16 protein-coding genes are annotated in these 17,410 nt (G+C 60.8%); 9 read left to right on the top strand and 7 right to left on the bottom strand.

What is annotated here, in order from left to right; translation table 11 throughout:
* Positions 1-123: 123 nt before the first annotated feature.
* Positions 124-1,308: a murein transglycosylase A gene (gene mltA, locus AO064_RS18980; protein WP_064054297.1), complete on the bottom strand. Its 1,185-nt coding sequence runs from the start codon at positions 1,306-1,308 to the stop codon at positions 124-126.
* A 129-nt stretch (positions 1,309-1,437) separates the two neighbouring features.
* Between mltA and AO064_RS18975 the strand changes: the two genes are divergently transcribed.
* On the top strand, positions 1,438-1,887 hold the full coding sequence (locus AO064_RS18975; protein WP_015886301.1) for a c-type cytochrome: 450 nt from the start codon (positions 1,438-1,440) through the stop codon (positions 1,885-1,887).
* A 6-nt stretch (positions 1,888-1,893) separates the two neighbouring features.
* On the opposite strand, the gene AO064_RS18970 is transcribed toward AO064_RS18975, so the two are convergent.
* From AO064_RS18970 to AO064_RS18950, 5 genes are all read right to left on the bottom strand, one after another.
* Positions 1,894-2,289: a DUF1090 domain-containing protein gene (locus AO064_RS18970; RefSeq protein ID WP_015886300.1), complete on the bottom strand. Its 396-nt coding sequence runs from the start codon at positions 2,287-2,289 to the stop codon at positions 1,894-1,896.
* Between the two features lie 42 nt (positions 2,290-2,331).
* Positions 2,332-3,996: an NAD-dependent DNA ligase LigB gene (ligB, locus tag AO064_RS18965; RefSeq protein ID WP_064054296.1), complete on the bottom strand. Its 1,665-nt coding sequence runs from the start codon at positions 3,994-3,996 to the stop codon at positions 2,332-2,334.
* Positions 3,997-4,091: 95 nt separating this feature from the next.
* Positions 4,092-4,442 (bottom strand): hypothetical protein, encoded by a 351-nt coding sequence (locus tag AO064_RS18960; RefSeq protein ID WP_064054295.1) that lies wholly within the window; start codon positions 4,440-4,442, stop codon positions 4,092-4,094.
* Between the two features lie 222 nt (positions 4,443-4,664).
* Entirely contained in the window at positions 4,665-5,855 is a 1,191-nt protein-coding gene (metK, locus tag AO064_RS18955; protein WP_015886297.1) for a methionine adenosyltransferase, read from the bottom strand.
* Positions 5,856-5,874: 19 nt separating this feature from the next.
* Complete coding sequence (locus AO064_RS18950) at positions 5,875-6,870, bottom strand: ArsR/SmtB family transcription factor (RefSeq protein WP_015886296.1); 996 nt, start codon at positions 6,868-6,870, stop codon at positions 5,875-5,877.
* Between the two features lie 259 nt (positions 6,871-7,129).
* Between AO064_RS18950 and tkt the strand changes: the two genes are divergently transcribed.
* The 7 genes from tkt (at position 7,130) to AO064_RS18915 (ending at position 14,233) form a co-directional block, all read left to right on the top strand.
* Positions 7,130-9,127 (top strand): transketolase, encoded by a 1,998-nt coding sequence (tkt, locus tag AO064_RS18945; RefSeq protein ID WP_064054294.1) that lies wholly within the window; start codon positions 7,130-7,132, stop codon positions 9,125-9,127.
* A gap of 142 nt (positions 9,128-9,269) precedes the next feature.
* Positions 9,270-10,325, top strand: a complete 1,056-nt coding sequence (gene epd / locus AO064_RS18940) for an erythrose-4-phosphate dehydrogenase (protein WP_058415149.1) — start codon at positions 9,270-9,272, stop codon at positions 10,323-10,325.
* 17 nt (positions 10,326-10,342) lie between these two features.
* Positions 10,343-11,506, top strand: a complete 1,164-nt coding sequence (locus AO064_RS18935; RefSeq protein WP_015886293.1) for a phosphoglycerate kinase — start codon at positions 10,343-10,345, stop codon at positions 11,504-11,506.
* A 29-nt stretch (positions 11,507-11,535) separates the two neighbouring features.
* Complete coding sequence (locus AO064_RS18930) at positions 11,536-11,763, top strand: hypothetical protein (protein ID WP_064054293.1); 228 nt, start codon at positions 11,536-11,538, stop codon at positions 11,761-11,763.
* A 61-nt stretch (positions 11,764-11,824) separates the two neighbouring features.
* The gene (locus tag AO064_RS18925; protein WP_015886291.1) at positions 11,825-12,157 is read left to right on the top strand and encodes an MliC family protein; all 333 of its coding nucleotides are present in this window, start codon (positions 11,825-11,827) and stop codon (positions 12,155-12,157) included.
* 280 nt (positions 12,158-12,437) lie between these two features.
* Entirely contained in the window at positions 12,438-13,502 is a 1,065-nt protein-coding gene (gene fba, locus AO064_RS18920; RefSeq protein WP_003177554.1) for a class II fructose-bisphosphate aldolase, read from the top strand.
* A 359-nt stretch (positions 13,503-13,861) separates the two neighbouring features.
* Positions 13,862-14,233: a hypothetical protein gene (locus tag AO064_RS18915; protein ID WP_375232531.1), complete on the top strand. Its 372-nt coding sequence runs from the start codon at positions 13,862-13,864 to the stop codon at positions 14,231-14,233.
* A gap of 60 nt (positions 14,234-14,293) precedes the next feature.
* Here AO064_RS18915 and AO064_RS18910 read toward each other — a convergent pair whose 3' ends face one another.
* Positions 14,294-14,959: a polysaccharide lyase family 7 protein gene (locus tag AO064_RS18910; RefSeq protein ID WP_064054292.1), complete on the bottom strand. Its 666-nt coding sequence runs from the start codon at positions 14,957-14,959 to the stop codon at positions 14,294-14,296.
* Between the two features lie 313 nt (positions 14,960-15,272).
* On the opposite strand from AO064_RS18910, the gene AO064_RS18905 reads away from it, so the two are divergent.
* Positions 15,273-17,378 carry a putative bifunctional diguanylate cyclase/phosphodiesterase gene (locus AO064_RS18905; RefSeq protein WP_064054291.1) on the top strand — a complete coding sequence of 702 codons (2,106 nt, stop codon included), beginning with the start codon at positions 15,273-15,275 and terminating at the stop codon, positions 17,376-17,378.
* The last annotated feature ends 32 nt before the right edge of the window (positions 17,379-17,410 follow it).

The raw sequence follows: 17,410 nt of genomic DNA, 5'->3' as shown, positions 1-17,410 counted from the left end.
CCCCGGAACCATACGCCTCGGTGTGCCTGAATAAATGGGGTGAGGCTGATGGGGGGGCTGCTGCGCAGCCCAGCGCGGGGCAAGCCCGCTCACTACAGTAAACCGAGCGTGGCGGAGCGGTTTTCAGCTCCCGACAGGTGCATCCGGCACTTGCGGCAATGCTGCGCCCTTGGGCCACAACATCCAGATTTGCCCCTGCTGCTTCATGTTCCCCGCCAGTTCACCCGCCGCATCGCCAGTGCCCCAGAACAAGTCCGCGCGCACTTCACCCGTGATTGCACCGCCGGTGTCCTGTGCCGCTACCGGGCGGACGATGGGCGAACCATCCGGCTTGGTGGTCGAAAGCCACAGCAGACTGCCCAACGGAATCACCTTGCGATCCACCGCGACGCTGTAGCCGGCGGTCAACGGTACGTTCAAGGAACCGCGCGGGCCTTCATTGCTGTCGGGCCGTGCGCTGAAAAACACATAGCTTGGGTTGCTCGCCAGCAGCTCCGGAATACGCTGCGGATGCGCCTTGGCCCAAGCGCTGATGGCGCCCATGGTCACGTCTTCCTTCTTCAGCTCGCCTTGTTCCACCAGCCAGCGACCGATCGGGCGGTAGGGGTAGCCGTTCTGGTCGCCATAACCGACGCGCAGTTGGCGCCCACCGGCCAGTTGAATGCGACCCGAGCCCTGGATTTGCAGGAATTGCAGGTCCATCGGGTTCGTCAGCCAGGCGATCGGCTTGGCCGTGGAGCCCTGGCCGTTGATGGCGCTGGCGTCGTCGTAGGGCTTGAGCACGCGACCTTCCAGGCGACCGCGCAGGCGCTTGCCCTTGAGCTCGGGGTAGATGCTTTCCAGGTTGACGATGATCAGGTCGTCCGGCACGCCGTACACCGGCACGTTGGCCTTGGCGGTCTTGGTCAGGCTACCGGGGTAGACCGGTTCGTAGTAGCCGGTGATCAAGCCGTTCGGTGTGTTGTCGGCCGAGCGCAGGCCGAACACATCCAGGCGCTCCTTGAGGAACCCGCGCACGGCCAAGGCATTGCTCGGCACTGTGGCGGCTGCCGCACAGGTCGCGCCCCACACCGGGTCGGCCTTGAGCCGTTGGCAGGCACTGCGCCAGGATTCAAAACCGGCCAGCAGATCGCTGTCGGACACCGTCGGCAAGGCTTCCCACGGTGCGCTCACATAGGTGGCGACGGCGTGGGGTTTGGAAGTTTCATCTTTGGCTGTTTCTTTACCCGCGTCGCAGCCGGCCAGCAGTGCGATTATCGGCAGAGCCCACGCCAGGCGGCGGCTCCAGGGTTTCAAGCTGACATTCATACAAACACTTCCTGAAGCGATTGCCCGCGTCGCAGCGCTGTTGGGCAACCCTTATTAATAATAGGGCTATTGGTCTTTGCGGGCGGGGCGAGGATACTGGCCGCCGTTTTCCGTGACCTCGAAGCCACCATGACTTTTAAACGACTGACCGTTGTACTGCTGGCCTGCCTGACGTTGTCCGCCTGTGGCGGCGTTGATCCGAATTCGCCGCTGGGCCAGCGCAAGGCGATCTTCAAGCAGATGCTCAAGACCGGCGAAGACCTGGGCGGCATGCTGCGCGGGCGCATCCCGTTCGACGGCGCGAAATTCGCCGACGGTGCGGTCAAGCTGGACGCGTTGTCCCATGAACCATGGAAACATTTTCCGAGCGTGCGTGAAGAGGATCACACCAGCGCCAAGGACGATGTCTGGCAGAAACAGGCGCAATTCCAGCAACTGGCCCGCAACCTTGAAGCGGCCACCGGTGAATTGGTGACCGCCAGCCAAGTGCAGCCTTACAAGGCCAGCAACCTGGGGCCTGCGGTGCAGAAAGTCGAAGATGCCTGCAGCGCCTGCCATAAACAGTTCCGGGACCACTGACCGGTTTTACTGGTCGAGTTCTTCCACCGCGTCCTGCAGTTCCTTGCGGGACTCGGCGAGTTTGTCCTTACGCTTGTTGATCTTGTCCGCGTCGCCTTTTTTCATGGCCTTGTCGAGGTCGGCCTGACGGCGGCTGACTTCATGCTTGGCGTCGAGCACCTTGTTTTCCCGCTCTTTCCTCAGGGAGGCGTCGGTGCAGTTGGCAGTGACTTCGCTCAGGGCTTTTTCCAGGCCGGCTTGTTGTTCGCTGTTGCCGTGGACCTTGGCCTGTTCGATCTGGGTGCTGATGGCTTGGCGCTTGGCCGCGCAGCCGGTGAGCTGAGGGGCTTCTTCGGCGGCCAGCAGCGGCGTGGCCATGAAGCTTGCGACGGTCAGCAAGGCAAAGGGGGCTAGAAATTTCATGTGGGGCTCCAAAGTCGCAATCTGATGGCGCGGACAGCAGGTTCAAAAACCGTCTATCCCCGCCACGCGTAATGTTTCAGCCAAGGCCTGTACGTGCGGGTCGCGAAAAAAAGCGCTCAGTTGCGCTGCGCGGCCCGGGCCGATGCCATCGATGGCCAGCCAGGCCTGGGTGTCTCTGGCGACCAGCGTCTGCCAGTCGCCTTCCAGGTTATTACGTGCCGCAGGCGGTACACCCAAGGCCTTGAGCCATTGTGCGAAGGGCCGTTGCCGCGCGCTGTGGAAGCTGTCGACCACGCGCGCACGGGTGCGATCACCGAAGCCATCAATGTTAGCAAGCTCTGCCGTATCCAGGGTTAACCAATCGAGAAAGCCTGCGATTAGACCGGCCTGGATCAATACGTTCCAGGTCTCGCGGCCAATGTGTGGCAAGGCGAGGCCCTGGTTGCCGCTCAGCCAGGAAAGGCGCGCCAGCAACTGCTCCTCGCAACCGGGGTCCAGTTGCCAGCAACTCAAGGCATGGAATTTCCCCGGATTGGGCACGGGCAAGTCCGCCCTTGTGCTACTGCGCAGGATGACCTCATCCAGCCGAGGGATCACCTGGCCCGCCAGGCTGATGGAGACGTGGTCGCCAGGGCGGATATCCAGCGATTGCCAGCGCTTCAATGAGCCGGCGCTCACCCGGCTGATCTGCCGGTCATCCAAGCGCACCGGTTCCAATTCCAGTATGGGTGTGATGCGCCCGGTACGGCCGATCTTGAATTGCACGTCGCGCACCAGCGCCAGGGCCTTGGTCGTCGGGTACTTCCAGGCGGCGGCCCAGTAGGGTGTACTGACCTGCCAACGCTCGGCAGGGGCGTGCTGCGCCTGGTGCAACACCACCCCATCGCTGGCGAACGGCAGTGGATGGCCATACCAATAGGCGCGCCAGTGCGCGGCTTCGCTGATGTTCCGGATGGGCTGGCTGAAGCGCTGGGTGTCAGTGAACCCCCAACGTTTCAGTGTGGAAAGGCGCTCGGTAAAGGCTGCCGGCCCTTGTGGCCAAGCCCAGACGAACAGGCCAATACCGGCGGCATCGGTGTCGCCCAAGTGTTTGCGGTTCATCAATCCGGCCACCTTGCTGCGGGCATTGAGCCCGCCGCTGGCCGATTGCACATGGTCGTCGAGGCGCCAATAGAGTTCGCCTTGCAGTACCAGGTCGATGGGGTCGGGCAACTGCTGGACAATGCCGGGGATTTTGCGCGCGGAGGCAGACCAGTCATGGCCCATGACGCCATCGCCTCGACTGATGACTTGGCGCAGGCGACCCTGTTGATACACCAGGGTCACCGCAACACCGTCCACCTTGGGTTGAATCCAGACATCCTTTCGTGTGCCCAGCCAGGCGTCGACTGCGTGTTCGTCCAGCAGTTTCTCCAGGCCTGTATGCGCAACGGGGTGAGGCTGGGCGCCACGTGAACTCGCCAGTGGGTTGTTGGGTGTGGCGGTGGGGGCGGGGAAGCACTGATGCCACTGAGCCAGGCGCTGGCGCGCCTGGTCGTAGAGTTCGTCGCTCACCGGGGACTGGCCAAGCCGGTGGTAACTGTCATCCCATTGGCGTATCTGTTCGGCCAGGGTACTGACGTGTGCTCGGGCTTCATCGGAGCACGCTTGGGCCCACACCCAGCAGGGTAGGGCGCTGAGTAAAAGGGCAAACAGTAAGTGCATCATGAGCATCCTTGCTCGGAAAGGGTGCCCAGCCTAAATGATCCACGCGGCCACAAAAAAGCCCCGGCAGTGCGGGGCTCTTTACGAGGTGTTTCTATTTACTTGAACAGGCCGCCCAGGGCTTTTACCGCGTCGGGCTTATCGGCCTTGGCCTCTTGGGTTTGCTGCTTGGCGTCGGCTTTGGCCTGGGCCTCAGTGAGTTTGTTACAACCTTTGTTGATCTGGTCCTGCGCCGCTTTGAAGGCTTTCACTTTCAAGCTGTCCTTCTGGGCCTCGGCTGCATCGATCTTGGCTTGCAGGTCGTTGGCTTGCTTCTGGCAGTCGCCGGAGTTGCCGCCGCCCAGTTGGGAGCCCAGGGCGCCACTCAGTGCGCTCAGGTCGGCGGCGTTTGCCGGCAGGGCAAACAGGCTGAGCAGGAGGGCGGCAGGGGCGAGCGTGGAGATGCGCATGGAAAACCTCAATGTTCGATTGCCTGCGCGCTGATGAGTCCCGGGCTGGCGCAGGGCAATATCCAAATAAGGTGACGGGCCCGAGAGGGCGCGGATTCTAGAGGGCCATCATTGAGCCTGCAAGGTTTGGATCCAAAAAACGTGAAGGCCATCGCGCAAATGGCGGGGCAATAAAAAGCCCCGCCGGGCGAACCCGGCGGGGCTTTTGTGTACCGAGAGCGATTACAGGCCGGCGGCAATCCGCAGGTCGTTGGCGCGGTCGGTTTTTTCCCAGGTGAAGGTGGTGAAGGTGTCGTCGCCGACCGTCTTCTGCGCAGGGGTACGACCGAAGTGGCCGTAGGCTGCGGTTTCCTGGTACATCGGGTGCAGCAGGTCGAGCATGGTGGTGATCGCGTAAGGGCGCAGGTCGAAGATCTCACGCACCAGCTTGACGATCTTGTCATCGCTGATCTTGCCGGTGCCGAAGGTATTCAGCGAGATCGACGTAGGCTGGGCCACACCGATAGCGTAGGACACCTGGATCTCGCAACGCTCGGCCAGGCCGGCGGCGACGATGTTCTTGGCCACGTAACGACCGGCGTAAGCGGCGGAACGGTCAACCTTGGAAGGATCTTTACCCGAGAACGCGCCACCGCCGTGACGGGCCATGCCGCCGTAGCTGTCGACGATGATCTTGCGACCGGTCAGGCCGCAATCGCCTACCGGGCCACCGATGATGAACTGGCCGGTCGGGTTGATGTGGAACTGGGTGTCCTTGCTCAGCAGCTCGGCCGGCAGCACGTGCTTGACGATCAGCTCCATCACGCCTTCACGCAGGTCGGCGTAGGACACGTCCGGGTTGTGCTGGGTCGACAATACAACGGCGTCGATACCCACGACTTTACCGCCTTCGTAACGGCAGGTGACCTGGGACTTGGCGTCCGGGCGCAACCACGGCAGCAGGCCGGACTTACGCGCTTCGGCCTGACGTTGCACCAGTTGGTGCGAGAAGGTGATCGGTGCAGGCATCAGCACGTCGGTTTCGTTGCTGGCGTAGCCGAACATCAGGCCCTGGTCGCCGGCGCCCTGGTCTTCCGGCTTGGCACGGTCGACGCCTTGGTTGATGTCTGGGGATTGCTTGCCGATGATGTTCATCACGCCGCAGGTCGCGCCGTCGAATCCGACGTCGGAGCTGGTGTAGCCGATGTCGGTGATCACGTCACGGACGATCTGCTCCAGGTCGACCCAGGCGGTGGTGGTCACTTCGCCAGCGATGATCGCTACACCGGTTTTCACCAGAGTCTCGCACGCCACACGGGCGAACTTGTCTTCAGCAATGATGGCGTCCAGCACCGCGTCAGAAATCTGGTCGGCGATTTTGTCCGGATGCCCTTCAGACACGGACTCGGAGGTGAAAAGGGAGTATTCGCTCATCTCGATGTTTTCCTGATATTTACCGATGGTGAGTGTCGCCAGCCGGCCGCTGAAAATGGCGGACCTGGATCTGGAAACCATTACGTAAACCTACATAGAGGCTTTCCCCGGGAACGAGTCCCGCAGCGGTGGCCCAACGGGCCAGATCGTCCTGTTCAAAACCCAACCAGAGATCACCGCAGGCCTCCCTGGCCCAATTCTGGTTGTGGCTGCATAAATCTGTCACCAGCAGGCTACCGCCGGGGTGCAGCAGCCCGGCCATTTGCTTGAGGGCGTCGGCGGGGGCGGCGAAATGGTGCAAGACCATATTCAACACTACGCAGTCGGCCTTTAACGCCGTGCTATTCAATGCGTCCGCCAACTGCAGGCTGACATTGCCCAGCGCTTCGCGTTCGCACAGCTGGCGCGCCAGTTCGAGCATCGCCGGGCTGTTGTCCAGCGCGGTGACCTGCTGGAAGCGCCGCGCCAGGTCCGGTAAGAAACCGCCGTCGCCTGGGCCGACCTCCAGCGCGGTGGCCTCCTCACTGAAGCTCAGCTTGTCGAGCAGCGCCAGTACGCTGTCGCGGTATTGCGGCAAACCGGCGATCAAGTCCTGTTGGGCGCGAAATTTCTCGGCGACCCGTGCGAAAAAGTCCTGGCTCGCGGCGGCGCGTTGCCCATGGACTTGGCCGATGCGCGACTGCACATCGCCCGGCAGGCCCAGGTTGTCCACCTCTTCGAGCAACGCGGCGTGCAGCTTGCCGCCAAGCAACTCGGTGTGGGGCAGGGCGCGACGGTAGAAAATCGCATTGCCTTCGCGGCGAGTAGCCACCAGGTCGGCCTGGGCCAGCACCTTCAAGTGATGACTCATACCGGATTGGCCGATGGCGAAGATCTGCGCCAGTTCCAATACGCCGAAGGAATCGTTGGCCAGTGCGCGCAATACGTTCAAACGCAACGGGTCGCCAGCGGCCTTGCATAAGGCTGCCAGTTCATCGCCGTCGTCAGGACGCAGGGAGGGCATGGGTAGGTTCATAAGGCCAGCAGTCTAGAGACGGGTGGGAGTCCTCGCAAGGCCAATATCAAAAAGTTTTGATATTGATCGATAAGTGGCGGTTATAAGCAGCCGCTATAACCTTTAGACGAACCGGTTAACGGTTTCTGCAAGCGAATGCCGCCCAAAGCACAGGAAAAACACCCACAAGTGACTATCTGTCATTGCCCGCAGGCGGTGGCTGAGGGAAAATGCCGGTCCTTTTTTCCGTTTCTTTTCAGCAAACCCCAGGAGATCAGCGATGCCCAGCCGTCGTGAGCGTGCCAACGCCATTCGTGCCCTCAGCATGGATGCCGTGCAAAAAGCCAACAGCGGCCATCCCGGTGCCCCGATGGGCATGGCGGATATCGCCGAGGTACTTTGGCGTGACTACCTGAAACACAACCCGAGCAACCCATCGTTCGCCGACCGTGACCGCTTCGTGCTGTCCAACGGCCACGGCTCGATGCTGATTTATTCGCTGCTGCACCTGACCGGCTACGACGTCACCATCGATGACCTCAAGAGCTTCCGCCAGCTGCACAGCCGCACCCCCGGCCACCCTGAATTCGGCTACACCCCAGGCGTCGAGACCACCACCGGTCCCCTGGGCCAAGGCCTGGCCAACGCCGTGGGCTTCGCGCTGGCGGAAAAAGTCCTGGGTGCGCAGTTCAACCGCCCCGGCCACGACATCGTCGACCACCACACCTACGTGTTCCTGGGTGATGGCTGCATGATGGAAGGCATTTCCCACGAAGTCGCTTCCCTGGCCGGTACCCTGGGCCTGGGCAAGCTGATCGCGTTCTACGATGACAACGGCATCTCCATCGACGGCGAAGTCGAAGGCTGGTTCACCGATGACACCCCTAAGCGTTTCGAAGCCTACAACTGGCAGGTGATCCGCAACGTCGACGGCCACGATCCGGAAGAAATCAAGATCGCCATCGACACCGCCCGCAAGAGCGCTCAGCCGACCCTGATCTGCTGCAAGACCACCATCGGTTTCGGTTCGCCGAACAAGCAGGGCAAAGAAGACTGCCACGGCGCCCCGCTGGGTGACGCGGAAATCGCCCTGACCCGTGAAGCACTGAAGTGGAACCATGGCCCGTTCGAAATCCCGGCCGACATCTATGCCGAGTGGGATGCCAAGGAAAAAGGCCTGGCTGCCGAAGCCGAGTGGGACCAGCGTTTTGCGGCCTACTCCGCCGAATTCCCGGAGCTTGCCAACGAACTGGTACGCCGCCTGGCCGGTGACCTGCCTGCCGACTTCTCGGAAAAAGCCTCGGCCTACATCGCCGAAGTCGCGGCCAAGGGCGAGACCATCGCCAGCCGTAAAGCCAGCCAGAACACCCTGAACGCTTTTGGCCCGCTGCTGCCTGAGTTCCTCGGCGGATCCGCCGACCTGGCCGGTTCCAACCTGACCCTGTGGAAAGGCTGCAAGGGTGTTTCGGCTGAAGACGCCAGCGGCAACTACATGTACTACGGCGTACGCGAGTTCGGCATGAGCGCCATCATGAACGGCGTGTCCCTGCACGGTGGCCTGGTGCCTTACGGCGCGACCTTCCTGATGTTCATGGAATACGCCCGCAACGCCGTACGCATGGCCGCGCTGATGAAGAAGCGCGTCATCCACGTGTACACCCACGACTCCATTGGCCTCGGCGAAGACGGTCCGACGCACCAGCCGGTCGAGCAACTGACCAGCCTGCGTACCACGCCGAACCTGGATTGCTGGCGCCCAGCCGACGCGGTCGAATCCGCCGTGGCCTGGAAGCACGCCATCGAACGCAAGGACGGCCCTTCGGCGCTGATCTTCTCGCGCCAGAACCTGCAGCACCAAGTGCGTACCGACGCACAGATCGCCGACATCAGCCGTGGCGGCTACGTGCTCAAGGACTGCATCGGCGAGCCGGAGCTGATCCTGATCTCCACCGGTTCCGAAGTGGGCCTGACCGTCCAGGCCTACGACAAGCTGACCGCCCAAGGCCGCAACGTGCGTGTTGTGTCCATGCCATGCACCAGCGTGTTCGAAGCCCAGGACGCTGGCTACAAGCAATCGGTGCTGCCGTTGCAGGTCAGCGCGCGTATCGCCATCGAAGCGGCGCATGCCGACTACTGGTACAAGTACGTGGGCCTGGAAGGCCGCGTGATCGGCATGACCAGCTACGGTGAGTCGGCGCCGGCGCCAGCGTTGTTCGAAGAGTTCGGCTTCACCCTGGAAAATATCCTGGGTCAGGCTGAAGAGCTGCTGGAAGACTAAGGCTGTAGATTGGGGTGGCTGTACTGACGCCTTCGCGAGCAAGCCCGCTCCCACATTTGGAATGCATTTCAACTGTGGGAGCGGGCTTGCTCGCGAAGGCGGTGGCACATTCACCCCATTACCCAAGGTAATCGAGAACCCCATGCCCCAACCGCGTCCTTACAAAGTTGCACTCAACGGCTACGGCCGCATTGGTCGTTGCGTCTTGCGTGCTCTGTTCGAGCGAGGGGCGGCTGCCGGGTTTGAAATTGTCGCGATCAACGATTTGGCCGACATGGCCAGCATCGAATACCTGACACGCTTTGACTCCACCCACGGCCGGTTCCCCGGCGAAGTGCGGGTCGAGGGCGATTGTCTGCATATCAATGGCGACTGCGTGAAAGTCCTGCGCAGTGCCACCCCCGAGGGCATCGACTGGGCGGCGCTGGGCGTCGACCTGGTGTTGGAATGCTCCGGTGCTTATCACACCCGTGCCGATGGCCAGCGTTTCCTCGACGCTGGCGCACCGCGTGTGCTGTTTTCCCAGCCGATGGCAAGCGAGGCGGATGTCGACGCCACCATCGTCTACGGCATCAACCAGGATTGCCTGACCGGCAACGAGCTGCTGGTGTCCAACGCCTCCTGTACCACCAACTGCAGCGTGCCACTGTTGCGCCTGTTGGATCAGGCGATCGGGCTGGACTACGTGTCGATCACCACGATTCACTCGGCGATGAACGACCAGCCGGTGATCGACGCCTACCATCACGAAGACCTGCGCCGCACGCGCTCGGCGTTCCAGTCAGTGATTCCGGTGTCCACCGGGCTGGCACGCGGTATCGAGCGACTGTTGCCGGAACTTGCCGGGCGAATCCAGGCCAAAGCCGTACGTGTGCCGACGGTGAACGTGTCCTGCCTGGACATCACCATGCAAACCGTCAGCGACACCGATGCGACGGAGGTCAACCGGATCCTGCGCGACGCCGCCACCAGCGGGCCGCTCAAAGGCTTGTTGGCCTACACCGAGTTGCCCCACGCCAGTTGTGATTTCAACCATGACCCGCATTCGGCCATTGTCGATGCCAGCCAGACCCGCGTTTCCGGCCCGAGGCTGGTGAACATCCTGGCCTGGTTCGACAACGAATGGGGTTTTGCCAACCGAATGCTCGACGTTGCGGAACATTATCTGCATATCGCCTCTAAACAACCTCAACAGTAATTCAGGAACTGCCACCCATGACCGTGTTGAAGATGACCGACCTCGATCTGCAAGGTAAGCGCGTACTGATTCGCGAAGACCTCAACGTCCCAGTCAAGGACGGTGTTGTCACCAGCGATGCGCGAATCCTGGCCTCGCTGCCGACCATCAAGCTGGCCCTGGAAAAAGGCGCGGCCGTGATGGTCTGCTCCCACCTGGGTCGTCCGACCGAAGGTGAGTTCTCCGCCGAAAACAGCCTCAAGCCGGTAGCCGAGTACCTCAGCAAAGCCCTGGGCCGCGACGTGCCGCTGGTGGCTGACTACCTGGGTGGTGTTGACGTGAAGGCCGGCGACATCGTGCTGTTCGAAAACGTGCGCTTCAACAAAGGCGAGAAAAAGAACAGCGACGAGCTGGCCCAGCAATACGCTGCGCTGTGCGACGTGTTCGTGATGGACGCGTTCGGCACCGCTCACCGCGCCGAGGGTTCGACCCACGGCGTGGCCAAGTTCGCCAAGGTTGCCGCTGCTGGCCCGCTGCTGGCCGCTGAGCTGGATGCACTGGGCAAGGCCCTGGGCGCTCCGGCGCAACCGATGGCCGCGATCGTCGCTGGCTCCAAGGTGTCCACCAAGCTGGACGTGCTCAACAGCCTCAGCCAGATCTGCAATCAGCTGATCGTCGGCGGCGGTATTGCCAACACCTTCCTGGCCGCTGCCGGTCACCCGGTGGGCAAGTCCCTGTACGAGCCGGACCTGCTCGACACCGCTCGTGCCATCGCCGCCAAAGTCAGCGTGCCGCTGCCGGTGGACGTGGTCGTCGCCAAGGAATTTGCCGAAAGCGCCGAAGCCACCGTCAAGCTGATCGCTGACGTGGCTGACGACGACATGATCCTGGATATCGGCCCGCAAACCGCGGCCAACTTCGCCGAATTGCTGAAAGCTTCCCAGACCATCCTGTGGAACGGTCCGGTCGGCGTGTTTGAGTTCGACCAGTTCGGCAACGGCACCAAAGTGCTGGCCAAGGCCATCGCCGAAAGCTCGGCATTCTCCATCGCCGGCGGCGGCGACACCCTCGCGGCCATCGATAAATATGGCGTTGCTGACCAGATCTCCTACATTTCTACTGGTGGCGGCGCATTCCTTGAATTCGTCGAAGGCAAAGTCCTGCCGGCCGTTGAAGTGCTGGAAACCCGGGCCAAAGGTTAAGGCGCGTGATCCGGAAAAGGAGTATTCCCATGATCAAGTCGTTGGCAGTGTTGACCGCAGCGGGCCTGTTGGCGGGCTGCGGCAGCACGCCAAACGCAGAGCCGGAAGCTGGAAAGCCTGCGGCGCAGCAGAAAAAAAGCTGCTACCAGGCGGACTGGCAAGCCGAGACCATGCCGGTGATCAACAAGCGCATCGGCAACGAACGGCTGGAGAAATACGACTCCGCGCCCAACGGTCAGGAACAGGGTTGCCCTTGATGGGTCTGATCAACTAACCGACAGCAGCGGCGGCCCCCAGGTCGCCCTGTGAGGATTGGCAATGAAAGGCGTTTTCGCCCTGGCAGCCCTGGCCCTTTTGGCCGGCTGCAGCAGCATGAACATGTTCAACAAGGCAGAGCCTGCCGATAAATGGACCACCTGGACCTGCGACAGCAAGGCCGAGGTCAACTGGCGCTTTGCCAACCAGGCTCGTAGCGAGGTGGATGTACGCCTCGGCGGTTCCGACCAGGTTTATCGCCTCAAGCAGGAGGTTGCCGCCTCGGGTGTGCTGTATGCCAACGATCAACTGGCGTTTCACACAAAAGGTGAGGAAGGCCTGGTTTACTGGGTCGCCACCGATGATTTGATCGGGCGGGGCTGTAAAGCCCAATAGAGACACCAGGGTCTTGAAATTAATGAGATCCAAATGTGGGAGGGGGCTTGCCCCCGATAGCGGTGTGTCAGGCACCGACTTCGTTGGGTGAACCGCAGCCATCGGGGGCAAGCCCCCTCCCACATTGATTCGATTCCAGACTGGAATTTGGGTCAGCCTCATCAGCAATAACGATTCAGCAGGCCAGGCATGCAAACCCTGACCCGCAATAACTTGAATAGCAGCCGCCGCTACGGCAGGCTTGCACGATTAACGACCCTCGACCGGGAGAGACAACACAATGGCACTTATCAGCATGCGTCAAATGCTGGACCACGCAGCCGAGTTCGGCTACGGCGTCCCAGCCTTTAACGTCAACAACCTTGAGCAGATGCGCGCCATCATGGAAGCCGCTGACAAGACCGACTCCCCCGTGATCGTCCAGGCTTCGGCCGGTGCGCGCAAATACGCCGGCGCGCCCTTCCTGCGTCACCTGATCCTTGCTGCGATCGAAGAGTTCCCACACATCCCGGTGTGCATGCACCAGGACCACGGCACCAGCCCTGACGTGTGCCAGCGCTCCATCCAACTGGGCTTCAGCTCGGTCATGATGGACGGCTCCCTCGGCGAAGACGGCAAGACCCCGACCGACTACGAATACAACGTCCGCGTCACCCAACAAACCGTGGCCATGGCTCACGCCTGCGGCGTATCGGTTGAAGGTGAGCTGGGCTGCCTGGGTTCCCTGGAAACCGGCATGGCCGGCGAAGAAGACGGCATCGGCGCTGAAGGCGTGCTGGATCACAGCCAGATGCTGACCGACCCGGAAGAAGCCGCTGACTTCGTGAAGAAGACCCAAGTTGACGCCCTGGCCATCGCCATCGGCACCAGCCACGGCGCCTACAAGTTCACCAAGCCGCCTACCGGCGACGTGCTGGCCATCGACCGCATCAAGGAAATCCACAAGCGCATTCCTAACACCCACCTGGTGATGCACGGTTCTTCCTCGGTCCCGCAAGAGTGGCTGGCGATCATCAACCAGTACGGCGGTGACATCAAAGAAACCTACGGCGTACCGGTTGAAGAAATCGTCGAAGGCATCAAGTACGGCGTGCGCAAGGTCAACATCGACACCGACCTGCGTTTGGCGTCCACGGGTGCGATGCGCCGTTTGATGGCGACCAACCCGAGCGAGTTCGACCCGCGTAAATTCTTCGGTGCTACCGTGACTGCGATGCGGGATGTGTGTATCGCACGCTACGAAGCGTTCGGCACTGCGGGTAACGCTTCGAAGATCAAGCCGATCTCGTTGGAAGCGATGTACCAGCGTTACCTGAAAGGTGAGTTGAACGCCAAGGTGAACTGAGCCTGGGACGTTTAAAAGAAGCCCGCAGCGATGCGGGCTTTTTTATGGCTGCGATTGGGTCCGGCGGCGTTGAGGGTATCGAAACCACGGTGTTCGATGGCCGTGTTCAGTGAGTACGTTTATCACCGCACAGTCATCCGCTATACAGCGAAGTAAAAAAGTTAAGAGTCCTTTGAAAAGTCGTCGGTGCTTGTAAGTTTAAATGACGTGCGCTGTTGTCACTTTCTGCTTTGTTTGTATGCCATTGAAGAGGCGACTTTATCGGATATAGATGGTTTAAGGTTGGCCTTTGATTGCGCGTTGCAATCTATTTAAGGGTGAGGTTGAACGTGAGCTTTATTAAAACTACCGGTGTTGTCATGGTGTTGGTAGCAGCATTTTCAGTTGTTTCGGCCTATGCGCAGGGCCGTATATTTACCGCGTCTATTGATGAGAAAGGCACTGTCACCGCTCAATCGTCTAGGTGGTTGAAGGAGGTGAAGTTGACCGCGCAGCCTGATTACTTCTCAGAATATAAGGTCAGATTTGTTCCCGGCGTCTTTAAACAGGCACCCCGTTTTTGTACGGTCTCGGTAACAGATGTCAGTTCAAATGAGCATGTTTTTTATGGTCATGCCAAGTTGGGTGGCTTGCCGAAGATTAACTACGTTAATGTAGTGACGCTCAAAGTGGGTGATAACAAACCTGCGGGTGATTCTTCGATGGGGTTCATGTTGATGTGTGTTGAGTAAAGTGATGTAACCAAGAGGCCCCGGCGGGTTGCGGGGGCTTCTTTCATAAGTCTGGAGGGGTCAATCGTGATCTATATCCAACTTGGCAAACGTCACCCGCGCGCCTTCCTTGCTGTCCCCACTGTTGTCCTGCACATACGCCCCGGCCTTGAAGTACAGCGGCTTGGCGCCCCACGCCGCACCAATGCGCTCATTCCACTCACCGTCCGCGGCGTACACACTCAGTAACCCCGCCTTATTGAGGTTGATCACGTAGGTGAAGCTCTTCTCCAGCGGCACATTCGACGCCACGGTGATCACCCGCCCATCGCCGTCATCCGGGCGCATGCGCACCTTGGCGACGATATTGCCGGTCTGGGTTTTTTCCTTGAATTGGTATTCCAGCTTGATCAGCGGCTTCTGGCTGTCGTACGCATGAATCTGCCCAATCACGATTTTGCCGGTAGAGGGCACTTGATTGACGGTCAGGGTGGCGCGCAGGAAGTTGTCCGCATCCGGGTAGGTCCAGTTGCGCAGGCGCCCATCGGCGTAGGTCTCGCGCAATTCGCTGCGCGGGTACACGGCATTTTCGGTGCGGGTGCCGGTGACGGGGGTCCAGAATTGCACGTTGCTGCCTTCGGCCTGGAAATACTGGTCTTTGAAGCCGCTCATCAGCTTTGGGGTCTCGATGGTGGCGGGCGGGGAGCCGACCGGAATGCTCAGGTTCCAGGTGGAAAGATCAATCATGGCGTAGGCCTTTTTACAGAGGGGTATAGGCTATGGCCCTTGGGCCAGACAGGTTCTTTATAGGCGGTAGTCCTGCGCTTGTTAATTAATCCCTGGCAAATTATTGGCGCCAAAGGAATGCCAAAAAGCCATGTTTCCCATGCGCCGTGGCCTCCAGACCCTGACCGTTAGTCGGCTTCCTGAACTTTGGCGCGATGATGGCACCGCGGTCACTTCTGATTTTCCGGAACCGAGGCTAGAGTGAGGCCTCAGTATTTGTCCGGGTTTTATACCAGAAGTGACCGGAGCAGCTCCTTCAAGGAAGAGACGTAGCATGGATTGCGCTCCACACCTAGGCGATGGCGGATCGGTTTTACTGGTAGTCGATGACTATCCGGAAAACCTGGTCAGCATGCGTGCACTTTTACAGCGCGAAGACTGGCAAGTGGTCACCGCCGGTTCCGGTGTGGAAGCCCTGGAGTTACTGCTCAAGCATGACGTCGACCTGGTGTTACTGGACGTGAAAATGCCCGGCATGGACGGCTTCGAGGTGGCCCGCCTGATGCGTGGCAACCAGCGCACCCGCATGACGCCGATCATCTTCCTCAGTGCCAATGCGCAATCCCCGGCCGCTGTGCTGGAGGGCTACGCCAGCGGTGCCATCGATTACCTGTTCAAACCCTTCGACCCGCATATCCTCAAGCCCAAGGTCCAGGCGTTGCTGGAGCACCAGCGCAATCGCCGTGCCTTGCAGCGCCTGAGTCATGATTTGGAGTCTGCCCGCGCCTTTAATGCGTCGGTGTTGGACAACGCCGCCGAAGGCATTCTGGTGGTGAGTGAGGAGGGCGTGATCGAGTACGCCAACCCGGCGATTTCACGCCTGCTCAATGCCACGATGGATGAGTTGCAGGGGCAAGAGTTCTTGAGCTTCCTGCAGAAACCCCATGTGCCCGCGTGGCTGGAGTCGCAGATGTATGCCGGTTACCGCGACGGCGAAACCTGGCGCCTGCACGATGCGATCTTGCGCACCGGCCGAGGCCAGCAGGTGCCGGTGGCCTTGTCCTGTGCACCGTTGCCCGCCGAACAGAAGGCCATGGTGGTGACGGTGCTGGACATGTCCGAGGTGCGCCACCTGCACCAACAACTGGAGTTCCAGGCCGTCACTGACCCGCTGACCGGGCTGCTCAATCGGCGTGGTTTTTATCAGGCGGTGGAGAACACCCTGCTGCGCAGCGAGCGGGTAGAGCAATCGCTGGTATTGCTCTACCTGGACCTTGACGGCTTCAAGCGGGTCAATGATTCCCTGGGCCATGACGCCGGCGACCGGGTATTGCGCTGGGTCTCGGAGCAGTTACAGGGTTGCCTGCGCTCCTATGACATTCTGGGGCGCATGGGCGGTGACGAATTCACCGCGCTTTTAGAGCTGGAGTTCCCCGAGCAAGCGGCGAAGATCGCGGAAAAACTGATCGAACGCGTGTCGATCTGCCAGCAGGTGGATGGCCTGGATGTGATGCTCGGCGTCAGCATCGGCATCGCCACGTTCCCGGATTGCGGCTCGGACTTGAACGGCCTGCTGCGCGCGGCTGACATCGCCATGTACGAAGCCAAGCGTGCGGGCCGTCAGCAATATCGCTATTACGACCAGGAAATGAACGGCCGCGCCCGTTCGCGCCTGATGCTGGAAGACAGCGTGCGCACGGCGATTCAAAACAAGGATTTCACCCTGGTCTACCAGCCCCAGGTTTCCCTGGCGGACGGGCGTTTGCGCGGTGTAGAGGCGCTGTTGCGCTGGCAGCATCCGAGTGTCGGCGATGTGCCGCCAGGGCTGTTCTTGCCATTGCTGGAAGAGGCGCGCTTGATCAGCCAGCTGAGTAGCTGGATTTACCAACAGGTCGCCGCCCAGCGCCTGGCCTGGCAAGCCACCTTCGATCAGGAACTGGTGCTGAGCGTGAGCTTGAGCAGCCACCAGTTCAATATGCCCAACCTGGCGGCCCAACTGCAGCAGGTGCTTGAGCGCCATGGGTTGCATGGGCGCCAGTTGGAGGTGGAAATCAGCGAAGACAGCCTCACTAGTAACCTGGAAGAGTCGGGCAAGCAGCTGAAGTTATTGCGCCAGATCGGTGTGCGGATTGCCCTGGATGACTTCGGTTCGGGCAACTGTTCCCTGGCCCATCTGCGCGACCTGGCCTTCGACACCCTCAAGCTCGACCCGCAGTTGATCGCCCGCCTGCCGGGCTCCGCACGGGATGCGGTGATGGCGCGCAGCATCATCGAGCTGTGCGGGCATTTTGATGTGCTCGTGGTCGCCGAAGGTGTGGAAACCTCGGAGCAAGCCCAATGGCTCAAGGCCAATGGTTGCGCGTATATCCAGGGCCCGTGGGCCGCGCAGCCGATGGTGGCCGAGGACGTGCTGGACTGGTCACGCGCCCGCGTGCGTTGAATTCGTTACACTGGCGACCCTCCGAACCCTGT

The organism is Pseudomonas marginalis (assembly GCF_001645105.1).
Classification (GTDB): domain Bacteria; phylum Pseudomonadota; class Gammaproteobacteria; order Pseudomonadales; family Pseudomonadaceae; genus Aquipseudomonas; species Aquipseudomonas petroselini.
This window is presented reverse-complemented; position numbering and strand designations above follow the sequence as displayed.

Bases quoted from the DNA above. Each gene is read 5' to 3' on its own strand.
- fba (WP_003177554.1), top strand. From the start codon at position 12,438: ATGGCACTTATCAGCATGCGTCAAATGCTGGACCACGCAGCCGAGTTC.
- tkt (WP_064054294.1), top strand. From the start codon at position 7,130: ATGCCCAGCCGTCGTGAGCGTGCCAACGCCATTCGTGCCCTCAGCATG.
- metK (WP_015886297.1), bottom strand. From the start codon at position 5,855: ATGAGCGAATACTCCCTTTTCACCTCCGAGTCCGTGTCTGAAGGGCAT.
- AO064_RS18930 (WP_064054293.1), top strand. From the start codon at position 11,536: ATGATCAAGTCGTTGGCAGTGTTGACCGCAGCGGGCCTGTTGGCGGGC.
- mltA (WP_064054297.1), bottom strand. From the start codon at position 1,308: ATGAATGTCAGCTTGAAACCCTGGAGCCGCCGCCTGGCGTGGGCTCTG.
- AO064_RS18915 (WP_375232531.1), top strand. From the start codon at position 13,862: ATGGTGTTGGTAGCAGCATTTTCAGTTGTTTCGGCCTATGCGCAGGGC.
- AO064_RS18975 (WP_015886301.1), top strand. From the start codon at position 1,438: ATGACTTTTAAACGACTGACCGTTGTACTGCTGGCCTGCCTGACGTTG.
- ligB (WP_064054296.1), bottom strand. From the start codon at position 3,996: ATGATGCACTTACTGTTTGCCCTTTTACTCAGCGCCCTACCCTGCTGG.
- AO064_RS18925 (WP_015886291.1), top strand. From the start codon at position 11,825: ATGAAAGGCGTTTTCGCCCTGGCAGCCCTGGCCCTTTTGGCCGGCTGC.
- AO064_RS18950 (WP_015886296.1), bottom strand. From the start codon at position 6,870: ATGAACCTACCCATGCCCTCCCTGCGTCCTGACGACGGCGATGAACTG.
- AO064_RS18960 (WP_064054295.1), bottom strand. From the start codon at position 4,442: ATGCGCATCTCCACGCTCGCCCCTGCCGCCCTCCTGCTCAGCCTGTTT.
- AO064_RS18905 (WP_064054291.1), top strand. From the start codon at position 15,273: ATGGATTGCGCTCCACACCTAGGCGATGGCGGATCGGTTTTACTGGTA.
- AO064_RS18910 (WP_064054292.1), bottom strand. From the start codon at position 14,959: ATGATTGATCTTTCCACCTGGAACCTGAGCATTCCGGTCGGCTCCCCG.
- AO064_RS18970 (WP_015886300.1), bottom strand. From the start codon at position 2,289: ATGAAATTTCTAGCCCCCTTTGCCTTGCTGACCGTCGCAAGCTTCATG.
- epd (WP_058415149.1), top strand. From the start codon at position 9,270: ATGCCCCAACCGCGTCCTTACAAAGTTGCACTCAACGGCTACGGCCGC.
- AO064_RS18935 (WP_015886293.1), top strand. From the start codon at position 10,343: ATGACCGTGTTGAAGATGACCGACCTCGATCTGCAAGGTAAGCGCGTA.